Raw genomic sequence first — 16,695 nt, 5'->3', positions numbered from 1 at the left:
CGCTCACGAACTACTGGATTTCGGCCTGGATCAGGTCGTAAAGGCCAGGGGTCCATTCCGGGAACTCGGAGTAGACCTTCATGCTCAGCTCCTTGAACGGAGCGGTGTCGACTTCGATGACTTCGACGCCCGCGGCCTTCATCTCTTCGACCATTTTGGCGTCCAGGTCGGTGATGAGCTGTTGGCTATAGAGGCCTGCCTCATAGGCAGTTTCCTGAAGTAGGGCGGCATCTTCTGGTGCGAGCGACGAGAAATAAGCCTCGCCGCCGATGAACATCGCCGTGTTGGTCAGGTAGTTGATCATCGAGAGGTACTTGGCCTCTTCGTGGAACTTTTGGCCGTAGAGCACGGCAATTGGGTTTTCCACGCCGTCGATCACGCCCTGCGCCAAGGCGCCAAAGGTTTCGCCAAGCGGCATTGGGGTTGCGGTGGCACCCATCGCCTCGAGGATCTTAATCTGCATGATATTGTTGGGGACGCGGATCTTCATGCCCTGCAGGTCCGCGGGAGTACGCACCGGCTTGGTGGTGATCAGCTGGCGCACGCCATAGAGCAGGTTCGGCATCACGATCCGCACGCCCTTGGCGCGCAGGGCTTCTTCCTTGGCCTTGAACCACTCGCCGTCATAGATGGCGAACAGCTTTGCCGGGTCGTCGGTCAGATAGGGTCCGAACAGCACCCCTAGATCGGGCTCGTAGTCGGCCAGGAAGCCAACATCGCTGATCTGCACCACGTTAAGGCCAGCAATGGCCTGCTCGGTCACGTCGGCTTTGGACCCCATCTGCGAGCTGGGATAGAGTTCCAGCCCGATGCGGCCCTCGCTCTTCTCAGCTACCAAGTCTTTCCAGTAATTGGCGACGATATCGACCGGCTCGCCGGGATTGTTTTCATAGGCCACGCGCAGTGTGACGTCCTGTGCAACAGCACCGGTCACGCCCAGGGCAAGCACGCAGATAGCGACGCTGCCAGCAAGTTTCTTAAACATGTGATAGTTCCTCCAGATCATTATTCGGCAGAACGCCGCGGGATTAAAACCCGATGACTCCCCCACCGTCGACGACGAGGGTTTGTCCAGTCACATAGGCTGCAGCGGGGGATGCGAGATAAACGCAGGCCCAGCCTATGTCATCCGGCTGCCCCAAGGTGTTAGTTTGGATGCGGCCAAGGATTTTTGCTTTGCGCGCCGGATCGGCGGCAGTGGCGGCGCGGAACAGATCGGTGTCGATCCATCCCGGCGCGACGGCATTGACGCGGATGCCACGCCCGGCGAATTCCGCCGACAGGCCGCGCACGATGCCGGTAATGGCGGTCTTTGAGGCGGTGTAGCCCAACACCATCGGTTGCCCGATAAACGACGTCATCGAGGCGGTGAAAATCACCGACCCGGCGCCACGTTCGAGTTGAGGGCCTAGCAGGGCGCGGGTCAGTTCCAGTGCGCCGCGTACATGCACGTCGAACACCTGGTCGAAATCGGCCATGGTCGACTGCTCGAACGGCTTTTTCACCGTGTTGCCGGCATTGTTGACCAGAATGTCGATGGGTCCCTGCCGCTCGAGAATTCCGGCTGCCGTTGCCGCAACGCTGTCTACATCGGCTAGGTCAATCGTTTCAGCAACAGCCATGTTGCCGATATCGGCCACGGCGGCGTCCAGCACGTCGCGCCGGCGACCGGCCAGGATGACCCGCGCGCCGGCGCTGGCTATGCAGCGTGCAATAGCGAGGCCAAGGCCCGACCCGCCACCCGTGACCAATGCAGTTTTCCCAGCCAGACCAAAGGCCTGAGCCAAATCAGCTTGCGACATGGTGTGTCCTAAACTTCGATCATGATCTTGAGAGCATCGGGATGGCTGGCCCAATAGGGCAGCGCTTGATCGGCCTCGGCGAAGGGGAAGGTGCGCGTCACCAGACCATCGGCGGCGTCGCCCAGCGTTTCGAGATAAGCAATGACAGCCTCGAAATCGGCCATGGTCGCATTTCGCGAGCCCATGATGTCGAGTTCCTTGAGATTGAAGAATCGCGTCTGATAGGTGACCGGGGCTTTCGAATAGCCAACGTAAACCACACGCCCGGCAAAACCCGCCAGATCGATGGCCTGGGTGAAAGTCACGGGCAAGCCCACGGCTTCGACCACCACATCGGCGCCATCGCCACCGGTCAGAGCCTCGATGCGTTCAGCCACGTTCTCGGTGGAAGCATCAACGGCATGGGCGGCTCCAAAACCTGTGGCGTAGGCGGCCTTGTCAGCGTTAACGTCGATGGCAATGACTCGTGCGCCGCGTGCAGCAGCGGCGACAATAGCGCCCATGCCGATCATGCCGCAGCCGATCACTACGACAGTATCTTGGGCGGTTACCGCGCCGCGGGCAACGGCGTGAAAGCCCACCGAGAGGGGCTCGACCAGCGCCAGATGACGCGGCGCCAACGTGGTATTGCTGATAACCTTGTCATAGGGCAGCACGATGGACTCGGCGAGCCCGCCATCCTGCTGCACGCCAAGCGTCTTGTTGTAGCGGCATGCATTGGTGCGGCCCTTGCGGCAGGACGAGCAGGCGCCGCAGCTGGTATAGGGCAATACGACCACACGCTGGCCGACGCTGTATCCGACTGGTGCGTCCGGCCCGAGCGCCGCGATTTCCCCGCCAATCTCATGGCCGGGAATGCGCGGCAGGGTGACTAGCGGGTTCAGCCCGCGAAAGGTGTTGAGATCGCTGCCGCAGAGGCCAACATGGCGCACGCGCACCAGCACTTCGCCCGCTCCGGGCGTGCGTTCGGCAACATCGTGCAGGGCAGAGCGCCCCTCAGCTTCGATCATCAAGGCTTTCATTGGGCAGGCTCCGTAGTGACAGGCAGAGCCATGTCGCGGTTCATAGTTTCCTCCAGAACCCCTTCGCTGTAGCGATAGTGTTCGGTGCAGGCGGCGAGCAGGTCGGGATAGGAACGACGCCGCAGGGCATCGACAATTGAGAGGTGGTTGTCGGCTGAAGCAATGTCGTGGCGCGGCACGTGCTTGCCAATTTCCATGTAGAAAACGATGCTCTGGGCGAGGACGCGATAGAGCTTGCGGATCACTGCATTGTCCGAGGCCTCGACCATCAGGTGGTGGAAGGCATAGTCCGCTTCAGCAGCCTGCCGAGCAGTCAGTGCTCGCTCCATGCGCCGCACCAGGTCTTCCAGCTTGTCGATATCGCCATGCGAAATGTTGATGACGACGGAGGGCAAAATTCCCAGCTCGATGAAGCGGCGGAACTCGAGGAGGTCCTTGCAGGTATTCAGGCTGCGATCGAAATATTGCGCAAAAACATTGAACGCCACCGCAATGTCGGGCGTGCATACACGCGGCCCCCGTTGGGTTTTTTCCACATAGCCGTAGGCTTCCAGCACGATCAGCGCTTCACGAACGGTATTGCGGCCAACCCCGAAACGCTCGGCGAAAAGCCGTTCGTTGGGCAGGTAGTCGCCTGGCTGATATTGCGTCTGGATCTCGGTTTTAAGCGCCTCCAGCACGCTCTGAACCGCCGATACGCGAACCATTCCTCACTCCATGGTCCAACAATGGTACCAGACTGGTATGGAAGAAGATGGATGAAGTCAATCCCGCTCTAGGCTCGTTAGACACAACGGGAAATCCCTCCAAATCAGCGGGGATTCAGTCAAAACGAGCTGGAACCGGAAGTATCTGCGGTGGCACGGTCGGAGATGCGCCTGCACTTTGTTCCGCCGTAAAAGCCCTACTTGGAAAGGGACAGTGCACCACATACCAACCACCGCTATATCAAGCTCCGCTCCGCCTCTTCGTTGCCGACGCCAAGTGAGATGGCGCCATGTTCTGCAAAGGCGAGAAGGAGGCGATCGTCTGACGATGTGATCACCCAAAATCCAGTTTCCTGTTGCACGTGCGCGCCATTAAGGCCCGATACCAGCCCAAGAGCTTAGCCGAGGACACTCAAGATATCGCAGATATTGAAAGCGGCCCACTTGACGGGTTCGAAGCCGAGCCTCTCAGCCCGAGGGCAATTGCCGACCCCATGCCGGTCATTCACGGCGACTCTGAATATTCTGAAAGCTGCTGTTTGTTGTCGCGGGCAAATATCGGTTTAGCGCGCGATATCGGTCATCGAGCTTAGGCCACCTCCAGGACGTGGAAATCGGCACGGACCGGATGCCACGTGACCACCCGACGCTCTACCGGGCCCACTGGTCCAACTTGTCGCCATCGTTGACATGCAGGCTTTTACCTGCGTATTGTATGCCCACTTACCGAGTGAGATCAAATGGATGCCGACAAGGTCTTCAAGGCGTTGAGTGACTCGACCCGCAGAATGCTCCTAGACCGCCTTTACGAACAGAACGGCCAGACACTTGGTCAGCTTTGCCAAGACGTCGGCATGGCAAGGCAGTCAGCCACCCAGCACCTTGAGATTCTGGAGGCGGCCAATCTGGTAACGGCGGTCAGGCGTGGTCGGGAAAAGCTGCACTTCATCAATCCCGTGCCACTTCACGAAGTCTATGAACGGTGGGTGCAAAAGTTTGAACGTCGGCGGCTCGGCCTGCTGCTCGATTTGAAAAATGAGCTCGAAGGAGACCCTAAATGACCAAGCAGACCACAAGCTTCGTTTACGTGACCTACATTCTTGCCTCGCCCGAAAAGGTGTTTGAAGCCATAACGCGGCCCGAGATTGCGCGGCGTTACTGGGGCCATGAGAACGTGTCCGATTGGAATCCGGGGTCGAAATGGGAGCACGTCCGCGCAAACGATCAAAGGACTGTCGAACTAGTCGGTGAAGTTGTCGAAGTTGTTCCGCCAACGCGTCTGGTGATTACCTGGGCGAACGCGTCGCAAGCCATCGATCCCGCCAGCTACAGCCGCGTCACCTTCGAGATCGAAGAATACGAAGCTACGGTCAAGCTGACAGTTACCCATGACGAGCTTGAAGCGGGCAGCAACATGGCCAAGGGCGTCGGCAAAGGCTGGCCGATTGTTCTTTCCAGCCTCAAATCCTTCTTGGAAACAGGCCGTCCGATCGACGTTTCTTCCAAGCCCAAGGCAGCCTGACCGATTGTTGGCTGTGCCGAGAACCTTATTTGCAAAAGAATGACAATGACCAAGAACTATAGTGGCGGATGCGCGTGCGGTGCGGTTCGGTATGCGACCTCCAGCGATCCACTTTTTGAAAACCGCTGCCAGTGCAGCGACTGCCAGAAACGCAGCGGCACTGGGCACGGGTCCCACCTGACTTTCCCTAGGCGCGCAGACGTAACCATCACCGGCCGGGCCAAAGACTGGCGAGTAGCGGGGGATAGCGGAAATGAGAAGATTCACGCTTTCTGTCCCACCTGCGGGACCCCGGTCTATCTGACATTCGCAGCCTTGCCTGACCTGGTCGCGGTTCACGCGGCTAGCCTTGATGACCCCGGGCAGTTCAATCCCCAAGCGGTCATGTACAACAGCCGCAGCCATGTCTGGGACTCGATGGATGCATCATTGCCGACATTCGAGAAAATGCCGCCCGTCTGATTTGAAATGAGAGCCATCTCTATCCCCAGTGTCGCGGCTGCAGTAAATGTGAGCTCTCAATGTCCTACGGCTAAAAGCAAACTGGCTCCTTGCCACCCCCGGGACCGCCGGTCCCCAGTCGACCCCGGTTCGGCCGACCATAACCGAACTTTCAGATCCCGTAAGCATTCCAATGCAGACTGCGACTGCATCTTCGTGCCCGCCAATAAGCCCGCGCGCTACAGCATTTTTTACGCCGCTGCCGTCTCCGCTGCCTCAAGCCCCAGGCTTTTTGGCGTGGAGGGACGCCCAAACAAGTAACCCTGGCCAACTTGGCACCCAAGCGCAGCGAGATAATCACGCTGTTCCGCTGTCTCGATGCCTTCAGCGACAATGCTCATGCTCAGTCGACGTGCCATCAACACAATTGTTTCCACGATCGCCTCATTGTTGGGCTCAGGGAGTGGACGGACAAATGACTGATCGATCTTGATCTTGTCTATCGGAAGCCGCGACAGGTAGCTCAGCGACGAATAGCCAGTACCGAAATCGTCGAGGGCAAGGCTAACTCCCATTTGCCTCAGCTCTTCCAAGGTGGACAGGATGGCCGGATCGTCATCGACCAAGAGGCTTTCGGTGAGTTCCAGATCGAGCCGGTTGGCCGGTAAGCCCGACTGTTCAAGCGCCTGGCGCACGGTCGTCACCATGTCGCTCCTGCGGAACTGTATGGATGAGACGTTCACTGACAGCCGCCCGTCCCAGTTCCATCGGGCGGCTCGAGTGCAAGCCTCCACCAGGATCCATTTCCCAAGATTGACGATCAACCCGGTTTCTTCCGCCAATGGGATGAAATCTGCAGGTGAGACTAATCCGAGGCTTCCGCTCTGCCATCGGACCAGCGCTTCGACGCCCATAAGGTCCCCGGAGCGCAGATCAATCTGCGGTTGGTATAGCAGAAAGAACTCCTCCCGGCCGAGGGCTTCGCGTAGGGCAATGTCCCGCATGCGCCGATCATTAATGCGGTCGCTCTGCTCAGACGTGTATGCCACGACTTTGAGGTTCTCGCGACGGGCCTCGCTGAGGGCCACTTCGGCCTGTCGAAGCAACTCCGAGCCGACACCCGCTGCATCCATCGTACTCGAAGCAAATCTTGTATCGAGAACAACGCTATGTCCATTGACGGCGTAGGGCTCGTCCAGGCAGGCCGACACCGAGCGACGCAGCGCGATTTGATGCTCTGCTCTCAGCTCTTTGGGTAGGCTCCAAGCAAAAACATCGTTGGCTATTCGCGCAGGTTTGCTGCCGAGCCGCTTTTCCAGGCGTTGCGCAACCTCGACAGCCACGCAGTCGCCGACCTCGTGCCCCAAGGCCGCAATCGTGCTGTCCAACCGACCTAGTTGGACTAGAAATACACTAGCCCCACCCGATGAGAGATACCCCTCCAGTTCGTCAAGGAGGGCTTGGCGAGAATGTGCTCCCGTTACGGCGTCATGACTGGCTAGATAAGCCAAGCGCGCCTGCTGGCGAAAAATCTGGCGCCAGTGCATGGCGCGCTCGTGCAACAGACTGATTAAGACGAGCAGAACAGCGAAGACATGAAAAGCCGCCGTATCGAGGGTGAGGTGCCTCTCACGTAGTACTAGCCAAGCGGCCACTTCCATTAGAAGCATGCTGCCAAGTACCACCCAGGCTAAGGGGGCTGTCGACATCCGCCCCTTGCGCGAGGCGAAAAGCGCGATTGCAACAAGCGCGATAGCCAGAGCCGGGGCGAGGCCCAAATCCGAAATTGGTCTCCCTGCCTTTAGTGTTTCTGTTGCTGCTAGCTGTACCAATGGTCCTGGAATAACTCCAAAACGGGGAACGCGGAAGAAATCGCGCAACTCGATTGCGCTAGCGCCTACGATGACTTGCTTGTTGGCGAACAGGGTATGATTGAAGTCGCCATATAGAAGGTCCGAAACCGAAACCCTCTGTATCGACCTGAGGTCGATTCCGTAGTCGATCGCAATAGCAGCGCGGGAAATCGGAGACTGGGGGACGAGCGCCGCCGCGACCGATCGTATTCCCGCAGCAGGAAGGCCTGCCGGCACCGAACGCAATAACCCAGTGCCATCTCCATCGACGTTGACCAGTACAGGCTCGCTATGGGTCGCGAAGCGTTCGAGAGGGACGTTGAGCACCACGGTCCCGTCAGCCATGGACTGCTGGAATGCCGCGAGGAAGACATAACCGCCGGCCCGCTCCAACGCTTGCTCCAGGGCGAGATCCCCTTCGGGGGTGGAAGCTGTGCTGAAGTCTATATCGAGCACAACCTCGGCTACGCCCAACTGCATAAGTCGATCCAGCACATTGGCATGAACTTGGCGCGGCCACGGCCACACCCCTACGTCCTGCAGGCTTTTGGAGTCGATCTCAACGAAAAGTGTCTCGCCGGACGCAGGTCGATCTGAGGCCTCGAAGCGCATTTCCTGGAGGGCTTGATCCAGCGGCGCCAGAACGCCGGCCCACGCCAAGATGAGCGCTATGAGCAGAGCGACAGTAGGGCTAACCAGGGCGCTGAAGGAGCTGGTCCCACTGCCCGCCGCGTGCATTAGCTTTTCCCGTTTCCGCCGCCATTGCCGTTGCTGGAGCCGGAGTTCCCGTTTCCGTTTCCGCCGCCATTGCCGTTGCTGGAACCCGAGTTCCCGTTTCCGTTTCCGCCGCCATTGCCATTGCCGGAACCCGAGTTCCCGTTTCCGTTCCCACCGCCATTGCCGTTGCTGGAGCCGGAGTTCCCGTTTCCGCTCCCACCGCCATTGCCGTTGCTGGAGCCGGAGTTCCCGCTTCCGTTCCCGCCGCCATTGCCGTTGCCGGAGCCGGAGTTCCCGTTTCCGTTCCCGCCGCCATTGCCGTTGCTGGAACCCGAGTTCCCGTTTCCGTTGCCGCCGCCATTGCCGTTGCTGGAACTGGAGTTCCCGTTTCCGCCGCCATCGCCGTTGCTGGAACCGGAGTTCCCGTTTCCTGGCTCATCCGAGGCGTCACCAGTTTGGCCAGAGTTGACTTGGACGGCCTGGTTTCCAGGCGATGGATTGGACGGGCTGACCTGCGGCTGCCGAGCCGCGGGGGCTGGTGGCGCTGGAGCATCAGGTGGAGCCGCAACAACGCTATCAGGGGTGATTGGAGCCTCCGGGGATGAAGAGACTTGCTCGCCCGCAGCGACATTGACGCGTGCATCGTTCTGCTCATCCTCTACCTCAACCGTTCCGCGCGCCACTGTGACCGTCGAGGCGGTTGATGAGGACTTAACGGTGAAGGCCGTGCCTTTTACAACAGCAGCCAGGAATGGCGTTTGCACTGCGAAATGTTTGACATTGCGGGCTTCGGCATCAATGCCCACGGTGCCCTCATGATTGTAGACCGTGGTAAAGCCTGAGCGGTCCGATATCTGAGCGGTTGTATCTGAGCCAAGCTCGATTGTTTCCGAGCCCCGCACCAAGGTGATGCGTCCACCAGGTGCGCTTTTGATGACCCGGTCATCGGATACCACGCTACCGCGAACGAGCTGGGTCCAGGCGCCATTTTCCAAAGCGAAAACGCCGCCGCGCAGCCGCACCGCAGTCCAATCGTCTGCCACGGCGGTAGAAACGCCCAAAACGGCCAACCACAAAAAAACGATTGATACAGCAGGTTTACGCACTTCATGCTCCCGGAACCGTCATTCTTGACGCCGGGGAACTCTGCCAGTGTTGACCTTCAAAAACTTTAATGCAGCAGATGGAAGTTGATCAAAAGCTGTGCAGCAGGCCAGTCAGAACCCTGTGGGTGTCGATGCCCCCGTTCAGGTCATGATTGTACTGGTAGTCTGCACGAACCAGCCAACCGTTGCTCACATCGGCTTCCAAGCTGGCGCCAACTGAGACAAAGGCGTCTGTGTCAAAGCTGTGGCCCAGACCCGCGATGCCAAAGACGCTGACCGTGTCCGTCAAACTGAAACCTGCCCTCATGCTTCCTTCAAGCGTGACTTCGCCATGTGATGCTGCAAATGCCATGCCTTCGAACCCCACCAACAAGTCTGCTGCTGCAAAGGTGTTGCCCACCACCAGCGCAATGCCCAGCCCGGTTTCTACCCCATCAGCATAGCCGGACAAGATACCGGCATATGGCCCACCGTGGCCCTGGCTTTCATAGTGGATCGGCAATGGCGGAAGCTCTGGCAAGTTCGGCATGGGTCCTGCAGCTGCCGCTCCCACAAACGCGAGCGACAGACAGGACGACGACACAGCAAAGCGCAGCATGGAAACACCTTAAGGATTGGCTGCAGTCTCCTCGATCATGGTTAACCTTGTCTTAACATTGGCAGATAAAGGCAGCCGCCCTTTGCCAGAGCCGCAGTTCAAGCTCCTTGTGGGCATCCCTATTAAGGAGCACAGGAGAGCATAGTTGGTTATGGCGCCTTGGAAAGCCACACCCGATGACTGGCAACTTCCAGCGCTTCGGAAGTCGAGTGCCTCAGCATATGCGGTAACGGTCTTTAAGATGGAAGCGACTGAGGTGCTCTCCTCCAGCGCTCTCGGATCGGCCAATCTACAACACCGACCGGCGTCGGCACCCTCTCGAGGGCGACTGTGAGCTTTTCAAGAAAGATCAGGGTAGCCTAAAGGCGGACCGTTAGGGGTTCTCCTTGGATCTTGGGCTGACGATCAGCGGGCTGCCAATTTAGCTGTGCGATCTCCGCTTTAGCGGTTCCGCGAACAAAACCTGCCTGTCCGCGCTCCACCCCGTTTAAGCCGCTTAGCCCGGACTACTTGGACTCCCAGCATGCTATTGCTGAAGCTTCGGCATTAAGGATTAAAGGTCCTTCTGCGTTTTCCACCTTAGTAGCCGCCTCATACAGGAAGGAAGCGATCCTAGCCAGCGAACGCATTGATACCTATGTGCTACCTGGCCGCTGTTAACCTTGTCGGCCGCGCTTGAAGTGAGTAACAAAAACCCCCGGTTTCCCGGGGGTTTAAATGGTAGCGAAGCCCAGATTTGAACTGGGGACACACGGATTATGATAAGGCAGCGCCACGTCTTAATCTATTGTTTCAACACAGCGTAAAATCGGCCTGTGCTACGTCTGTGCTAGATGTGCTATGCGCAGCTTCAAGGCCATTGCGGGTCAGTTACAACGCTGCCAAGCCCCTTGATAGCCCGCATCATCAGGGCGGCCATAGCACCACCCCCTGCCCTGCAGAATGGCGTCGTATTCTTTGCGCGCGCCACACGCGCTATGGTGCGGAGATGATCGCCGGTGCCACCACGACCGCCGGAATTAACCTCCGCCCATAGGTCGATGGTGAAGCGAGCTTGGCGCTTTGCCGGACAATCCGGGCGAGGTGTTTGCCGACAGCGACTATCGGGGCGGCCATTTCGGCAATGCCGTCCGGGCCAAAGATGCTACACACCGCATCGTGGCGAGCGGCCTGTGGGGGGCGAGACCAGACCGAAACGCAGGCCCGCCTCAAGGCCTGGAACCAGCCCATCCACCGTGTGCGCGGCAAATCGAGAAAAACTTCGGCACCTGGGGGCGCAGTTATGGGCCGCCCGGATGTGATGAACAGGCTTTGGCAAGGCCCGGCAGAAATTTCGTTAGCAGCCGCCGCACCCGATCAAAACACTGACTTGCTGGCACCACCGTCTATTGTAATGGCAGTGCCGTGGATGTGGCGTGACTCAGGCAAGCACAGGAACGTGACAGTATTGCTCACATCTTCGGCCCGGCCCAATCGCCGCGTACCATCCGTTTGAAGCTGCTGTCGCTTGACGTCTTCAACAGAGATGCCGGTCTGTGCAGCACGCCGGGCGGAAATCTCCTCATAGCGCTCCGTTTCGATAAGACCCGGATGCACCCAGTTCACGTTGACATCGTCGCGAAGCCCTTGCGCCGCAAGCGCTTTGGAGAAGTTCGCCAAAGCCGCATTTACAGTTCCGCCCACCATGAAATCTGCCGATGGCGTCCTTGCAAAACCGCCCACCACATTGACGACTACGCCATGAGACTGAGTCAGAAGTGGCCACAAGATCCGGGTGACGCGAACCGTGCCAAAGAATTTCAGCGCGAAGCCGTCGGTCCAATCGTCATCCGATTGGACCGGCCATATCCCCCCCTTGGTTGCTCCGGCGCAGTTTACCAGAATGTCGCATGCGCCATATGCAGCAGCCAGCGCCTGTTTCACCGTCTCGCCGGCACTGGTCTCCCTCAGGTCAACGGCCAAAATGGCCGGTAGTGTGCCGGTATCGTTTTTGATCTGGTCGGCAACGGCTGCAAGCCGGGCCTCATCGCGCGCGACAAGCAGAAGGCTCGCCCCCTGTCTGGCAATATCTGCAGCGATCGCTCGACCTATGCCGCGAGATGCACCGGTCACTACGGCAGTTTTTCCGGCAAGCTTTTCTACGATGTTCTCGTGGTCCGTCATGTCCGCTTATACCCAGATAGTGAATTGTCAGGCACATCTTCGAGATTGACCACGATGTTATCGGGGGTCCGGCAGGTCAGCCATACGAGCTGTTCCGTTGTACTCATATTCGCTTCAACATGAGGCATATGCGGCGGCACGAATACGAAATCTCCTTCCTGCATATCCACGAAGTCAGCATATCCGGGGCCGAAGTAAATGCGCCCATGCCCGTTCAGAACGTACCCGCCCGTCTCCGCTTCGCCATGATGATGTGGCACGGAGCGGAAGCCTGGCTCGTTCTTGACTTTGCCAAACCAGATCCTGGTGGCCGGCGTATGCTGCGGACTTACACCCGACAGGCGTATCGCGCCCCCCGAGTGACTGGTATTGAGGGGCTCTTGGCCCGCTTCTGTTACAATTGGTCTGATGTCCACGTTCACTTACCTTTCGGATTACTTCCGCACAGAGCTGTTCAAATGACTCCGCCATCTCGCATGCGCATAATTTCCGCACTCGGAATTCCGAGCTCGCCACTGAGCACGGCAACCGTGTCCTCCCCATCCGTTGGGGCCCGAAATGCATGCCGGTGCCGCTCCCCTGCGCCGTACCCGAGGTGTCCGGGAACCTGAATTGGTCCGAGCGATGCCGGTTCGGTATCCTGGACATCCCCTCTTTTGCGGAAGTACGGCGAGGTTGCGATGCCGGCAGCATCGAGAACCGGAACGATTGAAGCCCCGGTGGTAATCAGTGCCTCGCGAACGGTATCGGTGGAGCGGGTTGCTGCCCACGCAGCCAACGCATCGTCCCGCTCCAAATCGGCCGATCCGACAAGCTTGCTCACCTCCGGCAGGATGGAGCGATCAATCATGACCATCACCCAGTCGGCATCCAGGGTCCGCAATGTTCTGAACACAGGACGGGACCCGTCATTGTATCCATAGCTGTACGGGTCCTCACTACCGGCGCGGTTTGGCGACGCTCCCCGTGCCGCGCGCTCGACAAACTGGCGGTCGACCATCCTGAGGATGGGCTCATAGAGGGCCAGATCAATGCGCGCGCCGGTACCGCCAAGTACGTCACGGTTGTAGAGCGCTATTGCGACCCCGAGAGCGCCGAACAATCCGGCACTAGTGTCCGCCAGCGAGTAGCCTACAAAAAGCGGACGATCGTCACTATTGCCCGTGAGCGATACAAGGCCGGACATGCTTTCGGCAATCTTGCCGAAACCTGGCCGATGGGCATTTGGCCCACTATTGCCAAAACCGCTGATACTGAGCAGCACGAGTTTGGGGTTCATCTGCTGGAGGGCCTGCCAACCCAGATCCAGGCGCTCCAGAGTCCCCGGCCGGAAATTCTCGACCAGAACGTCTGCCTTGGCGACCAGTTTGCGAAACAGCTCTTTACCCTCATCGCTCTTGAGGTTGAGCGTGATGCATCTTTTTTCGCGTGCGGAAACGCCCCACCAAATGGGAACCCCGTTCTTTTTCGGCCCCATATTGCGCAGCGCGTCACCGGCGCCCGGGGCCTCAACCTTGATGACCGAGGCTCCCATATCGGCCAGCAGACTGGTCGCAAAAGGTCCGGCGATCACCGTACCGAGCTCAAGGACCCTGAGGCCCTTGAACGGTGGTTCCTTCGTCTTACTCAAAGTGCTGTCCTCGTCCGCACACGCTCATATTCGGCGACGACCTCTCGGGCGAGCGGCAACATCGCGTAATCGATCATCTGACCTTCATAGCGAATGGCCCCCAGTCCCCGCTGCTCCGCGTTGCTAAATGCGCTTAACATGCCTTGGAAATACAGGAATTCCTCGTCCGTTGGCCGAAAGACTTGGTGCGCGATCTTGATGTGACTGGGATGGATCAGCGCCACACCGGTATAACCGAAGGCCTTGGCCCGCCGAACAAGGCTCTCAACGACCTCCAGATCATCGATTTGAGTGCCGATTATCCCAGCTATTGGATAGTGGGAACCGGCCGCCCGACTATCCAGGACGATCTTGGAGTTCATGTATATCTGCTCAGTGCCCACGGCCGTGGGCCTGAAGCCGAAACCGCGTGCTACGTCGCCCGAGATCGGACCGCCAACAGCGCCGAACAACCCCTTCACTCTGGGGCTTGCACTGGCGATCTCAGCTGCTCCCTGCAGCCCCTCCGCCGTTTCGGGTAAAGGAAGCAGCGCCACGGAACCGTGCGTCATCCCCGCAGCGCCTTCGGCGTAGCTCACCAGATCGTGCAGCCGTCGCGTCTGCTCTGCATCCGTCGCCTTGGGCAACACCAGGCCCGTCAGGCCGGGGACAACGGCCGCTCGCACATCGGCGACAGTGCTGTCGCCAAATTCATTGACGCGAATGAATGCTGCCACGCCGCTGGCGTTGAGAAGGTTGACTGCGGCCTGCAGCAGCCCTCGTGCCATGTCTTTTTCCGCGACTGGAACCGAATCCTCGATGTCCAGTATGACGGCCTCGGGAGCGTGCCTGATCGCCTTTTCGACCCAGCCTTCCCGGTGTGCCGGGACAAATAGAAAGGAGCGTATCGGCCATATAGAGTCAGGTGTCGTCACTGCTAGTCTCCGTTTCGTCGGGGCGGTCTCTGTTGCTTCCGCCGCAGCGCAGGTAATTCCAAAACGAGCCGGTGATCATTGCCGCACAGATTCCCACCAAGCCAAGGAACAGCAGAGGCGACCGGGCCTGCATCTGATGTTGGGCCGCGAAGAAGTAAAGCAGGCCCATACTGCTGAGCACGGCAAACACGACGATCATGGTTTGCTGATTTTTGCTCATCTGGCTTTTCCTAAAGGTGTCGCCGCCTGGCGCCGCTGGGCGATGAATTTCGGAACGAGAACGCAAGCACCTAGGGCCAGGCCGATCAGCGAAGCGACCCCGTGCGGAAAGATCAGCAGGACCGATCCGACGATACAGATCACACGTTCGACTATGCCGAGCGAGCGGACGAACCATCCCTCTACCGCTATGGCGAGCACGAAGATCCCCGCCAGCGCCGTGGCGACGTCTATTATGATCTCAAGTGGCGTACCGGTAAGCATGAGGCCATTGGAGTAAATCATCGCGAAGGGGATAAAGAATCCCGCGAGGGCCAGCTTGAAGGCAGCAAGGCCGGTTCGATTGAGATCACCGCCAGCGATGGACGCTGCCGCATAGGCAGCAAGAGCAACCGGCGGGGTCACATTGGCCAGAATGCCAAAGTAGAACGCAAACATGTGCGCATTCAGTTCGGGCGCGCCCATCTTCACCAGCGCCGGCACGATCAATACTGCCAGGGTGAGGTACACGGCCGGCGTCGGCAGGCCCATCCCGAGCACCAGCGCGATAGCGGCAGTCAGCACCAACGCCACCGGCAAGTGACCCTGGCTGACATCAATAACCAGATGCGCAAGCAAGCTTCCCGCGCCGGACACCCAGACGGTTCCAACCAGCACCCCCGCCGCTATCACCGCCACGCCGACGGCGACGTTGTCGACGAATGCTTCCACCACGCCTTCAAGGTACCGTCCTCCACTGACCCGAGTTTCCCGTTTCATCAGGCTGAGCACGAACAGCGTCGCAAGTCCGATCAAGCCGGCGCGCTGTGCCGAAAGTCCGAAAAAGAACGGCACGATGAGCGCGGCGATGGCGATCAGCAGGTGCCCCTGGGAAAGCAGTACGGATGTCAGCTTCGGCAGATCACCTGAAAATGCGGCCATATTCTCCTTGCGGGCACGCAATTCCACCTGAAGAAAAAGGCTGATGAAATAGAGGGCAGCGGGAATAATGGCGGCAACGACAACAGTCCAATAGCTGATACCGAGAAAGGCCGCCATCAGGAAAGCCGCACTGCCCATGATTGGTGGCATGATCTGCGCGCCCGAGGAAGCCGCCGCCTCAACGCCGCCGGCGAAATCACGCTTGAAGCCGCTTCGGATCATCAGGGGAATAGTGAACGCGCCGCTGCCCGCCACATTTCCGACCACACTTCCCGAGGCAGTTCCAAGCAGTGCGCTGGACATTATCGCGACATGAGCGGGACCGCCCGGCCGGCGTCCGAGGAGCGCCAGTGAGAATTTTTCGAAGAACACAACGGCATTGGTCTTGGTGAGCATGGCTCCGAACATGAGGAACAGCATCAGGTAACTTACCGCCACGGCGGTGGTTGGGCCAAAAAGCCCCTGGTCTTCCATGAACAGGATCTCGACCAGCGTCTGCCACCGCACACTGGGTGCATTGAGCGGTCCGGGCAGGTAACTGCCCAATAGGGCCTGAACCAGAAAGAAGCAGACGATAATGACGATCGGCCAACCCAGAACCCGTCGGGTGGTCTCCAGCGCGAGCGCGATATAGGCGACACCATAGAACAGGTCGTATGCGTTCGGGCTGCCAAGCCGGCCCATGAAGCCGTCGATATCCATAAAAACATGCAACATCCCGGCGAATAACACGCCGATTGCAATGAGGTCTGGGACCAGGCCCTTTGCCGTGCGTTCATGCCAATTCAGGCCGCTTGGAGACTTCACCAGAAGCGCCAAAGTCAGCATCACGAACGCGAATAACAGCCGCTGCAGAAAGGCCGTTGTCGAACCGAACGAGGCCGAGTAGAGAATGAAGGTCGCGAGATATATACTGAGAAAGCATATCAGCAGGGCCAGCGATTGCTGTAAACCCGTGCCACGCGCTGCCCGCACAAAATTAGATCCGGAGTTGACCGCTTCGACCTGTTCAACCTGGCTGCCCATACGCCCCTCCATTCACAATTGTATGGGAAGGGTCATGCGACCCTTCCCGACGTT

16 protein-coding genes are annotated in these 16,695 nt (G+C 58.9%); 3 read left to right on the top strand and 13 right to left on the bottom strand.

Annotation, left to right across the window (positions count from 1 at the left end; translation table 11 throughout):
• Nucleotides 1–10: 10 nt before the first annotated feature.
• Genes C8264_RS04295 through C8264_RS04280 form a run of 4 tightly spaced genes read right to left on the bottom strand, consistent with a single transcriptional unit; the run spans nucleotide 11 to nucleotide 3,531 of the window.
• Nucleotides 11–985 (bottom strand): C4-dicarboxylate TRAP transporter substrate-binding protein, encoded by a 975-nt coding sequence (locus C8264_RS04295; protein ID WP_108459724.1) that lies wholly within the window; start codon nucleotides 983–985, stop codon nucleotides 11–13.
• 43 nt (nucleotides 986–1,028) lie between these two features.
• On the bottom strand, nucleotides 1,029–1,802 hold the full coding sequence (locus tag C8264_RS04290) for an SDR family NAD(P)-dependent oxidoreductase (RefSeq protein WP_108459723.1): 774 nt from the start codon (nucleotides 1,800–1,802) through the stop codon (nucleotides 1,029–1,031).
• Nucleotides 1,803–1,810: 8 nt separating this feature from the next.
• On the bottom strand, nucleotides 1,811–2,824 hold the full coding sequence (locus tag C8264_RS04285) for a zinc-binding alcohol dehydrogenase family protein (protein ID WP_108459722.1): 1,014 nt from the start codon (nucleotides 2,822–2,824) through the stop codon (nucleotides 1,811–1,813).
• Complete coding sequence (locus C8264_RS04280) at nucleotides 2,821–3,531, bottom strand: FadR/GntR family transcriptional regulator (RefSeq protein WP_108459721.1); 711 nt, start codon at nucleotides 3,529–3,531, stop codon at nucleotides 2,821–2,823. The genes C8264_RS04285 and C8264_RS04280 overlap by 4 nt, the downstream gene beginning before the upstream one ends.
• A gap of 740 nt (nucleotides 3,532–4,271) precedes the next feature.
• Between C8264_RS04280 and C8264_RS04275 the strand changes: the two genes are divergently transcribed.
• From C8264_RS04275 to C8264_RS04265, 3 genes are read left to right on the top strand one after another with little or no spacing between them, the layout of a single operon-like run.
• Entirely contained in the window at nucleotides 4,272–4,592 is a 321-nt protein-coding gene (locus C8264_RS04275; protein ID WP_108459720.1) for an ArsR/SmtB family transcription factor, read from the top strand.
• A complete protein-coding gene (locus C8264_RS04270) occupies nucleotides 4,589–5,053 on the top strand; it encodes an SRPBCC family protein (protein ID WP_108459719.1) in 465 nt (154 codons plus the stop codon). The genes C8264_RS04275 and C8264_RS04270 overlap by 4 nt, the downstream gene beginning before the upstream one ends.
• A gap of 45 nt (nucleotides 5,054–5,098) precedes the next feature.
• Nucleotides 5,099–5,515 (top strand): GFA family protein, encoded by a 417-nt coding sequence (locus tag C8264_RS04265; RefSeq protein WP_108459984.1) that lies wholly within the window; start codon nucleotides 5,099–5,101, stop codon nucleotides 5,513–5,515.
• Between the two features lie 230 nt (nucleotides 5,516–5,745).
• Here C8264_RS04265 and C8264_RS04260 read toward each other — a convergent pair whose 3' ends face one another.
• The 9 genes from C8264_RS04260 to C8264_RS04215 form a co-directional block, all read right to left on the bottom strand.
• The gene (locus C8264_RS04260) at nucleotides 5,746–8,085 is read right to left on the bottom strand and encodes a putative bifunctional diguanylate cyclase/phosphodiesterase (RefSeq protein ID WP_108459718.1); all 2,340 of its coding nucleotides are present in this window, start codon (nucleotides 8,083–8,085) and stop codon (nucleotides 5,746–5,748) included.
• On the bottom strand, nucleotides 8,085–9,170 hold the full coding sequence (locus tag C8264_RS04255) for a FecR domain-containing protein (protein ID WP_108459717.1): 1,086 nt from the start codon (nucleotides 9,168–9,170) through the stop codon (nucleotides 8,085–8,087). Before C8264_RS04255 ends, C8264_RS04260 begins: the two co-directional genes overlap by 1 nt.
• A gap of 88 nt (nucleotides 9,171–9,258) precedes the next feature.
• Entirely contained in the window at nucleotides 9,259–9,768 is a 510-nt protein-coding gene (locus tag C8264_RS04250; protein WP_162783447.1) for a hypothetical protein, read from the bottom strand.
• 1,356 nt (nucleotides 9,769–11,124) lie between these two features.
• The gene (locus C8264_RS04240; protein WP_108459715.1) at nucleotides 11,125–11,931 is read right to left on the bottom strand and encodes an SDR family NAD(P)-dependent oxidoreductase; all 807 of its coding nucleotides are present in this window, start codon (nucleotides 11,929–11,931) and stop codon (nucleotides 11,125–11,127) included.
• Nucleotides 11,928–12,353: a cupin domain-containing protein gene (locus C8264_RS04235; RefSeq protein WP_108459714.1), complete on the bottom strand. Its 426-nt coding sequence runs from the start codon at nucleotides 12,351–12,353 to the stop codon at nucleotides 11,928–11,930. Before C8264_RS04235 ends, C8264_RS04240 begins: the two co-directional genes overlap by 4 nt.
• Before the next feature lie 32 nt (nucleotides 12,354–12,385).
• Nucleotides 12,386–13,561 carry a CaiB/BaiF CoA transferase family protein gene (locus C8264_RS04230; protein ID WP_108459713.1) on the bottom strand — a complete coding sequence of 392 codons (1,176 nt, stop codon included), beginning with the start codon at nucleotides 13,559–13,561 and terminating at the stop codon, nucleotides 12,386–12,388.
• Nucleotides 13,558–14,475 (bottom strand): HpcH/HpaI aldolase/citrate lyase family protein, encoded by a 918-nt coding sequence (locus tag C8264_RS04225; RefSeq protein ID WP_162783446.1) that lies wholly within the window; start codon nucleotides 14,473–14,475, stop codon nucleotides 13,558–13,560. Before C8264_RS04225 ends, C8264_RS04230 begins: the two co-directional genes overlap by 4 nt.
• Nucleotides 14,462–14,695, bottom strand: a complete 234-nt coding sequence (locus C8264_RS04220) for a hypothetical protein (RefSeq protein WP_108459711.1) — start codon at nucleotides 14,693–14,695, stop codon at nucleotides 14,462–14,464. Before C8264_RS04220 ends, C8264_RS04225 begins: the two co-directional genes overlap by 14 nt.
• Complete coding sequence (locus C8264_RS04215; RefSeq protein WP_162783445.1) at nucleotides 14,692–16,641, bottom strand: TRAP transporter permease; 1,950 nt, start codon at nucleotides 16,639–16,641, stop codon at nucleotides 14,692–14,694. Before C8264_RS04215 ends, C8264_RS04220 begins: the two co-directional genes overlap by 4 nt.
• Nucleotides 16,642–16,695: the final 54 nt, after the last annotated feature.

The organism is Devosia naphthalenivorans (genome assembly GCF_003056355.1).
Taxonomy (GTDB): domain Bacteria; phylum Pseudomonadota; class Alphaproteobacteria; order Rhizobiales; family Devosiaceae; genus Devosia; species Devosia naphthalenivorans.
Note: the sequence above shows the minus strand (reverse complement) of the source record. Positions and strands in the feature narration are given on the sequence as shown.

Coding starts and splice junctions, on each gene's coding strand:
- C8264_RS04295 (WP_108459724.1), bottom strand. CDS start 985: ATGTTTAAGAAACTTGCTGGCAGCGTCGCTATCTGCGTGCTTGCCCTG.
- C8264_RS04290 (WP_108459723.1), bottom strand. CDS start 1,802: ATGTCGCAAGCTGATTTGGCTCAGGCCTTTGGTCTGGCTGGGAAAACT.
- C8264_RS04285 (WP_108459722.1), bottom strand. CDS start 2,824: ATGAAAGCCTTGATGATCGAAGCTGAGGGGCGCTCTGCCCTGCACGAT.
- C8264_RS04280 (WP_108459721.1), bottom strand. CDS start 3,531: ATGGTTCGCGTATCGGCGGTTCAGAGCGTGCTGGAGGCGCTTAAAACC.
- C8264_RS04275 (WP_108459720.1), top strand. CDS start 4,272: ATGGATGCCGACAAGGTCTTCAAGGCGTTGAGTGACTCGACCCGCAGA.
- C8264_RS04270 (WP_108459719.1), top strand. CDS start 4,589: ATGACCAAGCAGACCACAAGCTTCGTTTACGTGACCTACATTCTTGCC.
- C8264_RS04265 (WP_108459984.1), top strand. CDS start 5,099: ATGACCAAGAACTATAGTGGCGGATGCGCGTGCGGTGCGGTTCGGTAT.
- C8264_RS04260 (WP_108459718.1), bottom strand. CDS start 8,085: ATGCACGCGGCGGGCAGTGGGACCAGCTCCTTCAGCGCCCTGGTTAGC.
- C8264_RS04250 (WP_162783447.1), bottom strand. CDS start 9,768: ATGCTGCGCTTTGCTGTGTCGTCGTCCTGTCTGTCGCTCGCGTTTGTG.
- C8264_RS04240 (WP_108459715.1), bottom strand. CDS start 11,931: ATGACGGACCACGAGAACATCGTAGAAAAGCTTGCCGGAAAAACTGCC.
- C8264_RS04220 (WP_108459711.1), bottom strand. CDS start 14,695: ATGAGCAAAAATCAGCAAACCATGATCGTCGTGTTTGCCGTGCTCAGC.
- C8264_RS04215 (WP_162783445.1), bottom strand. CDS start 16,641: ATGGGCAGCCAGGTTGAACAGGTCGAAGCGGTCAACTCCGGATCTAAT.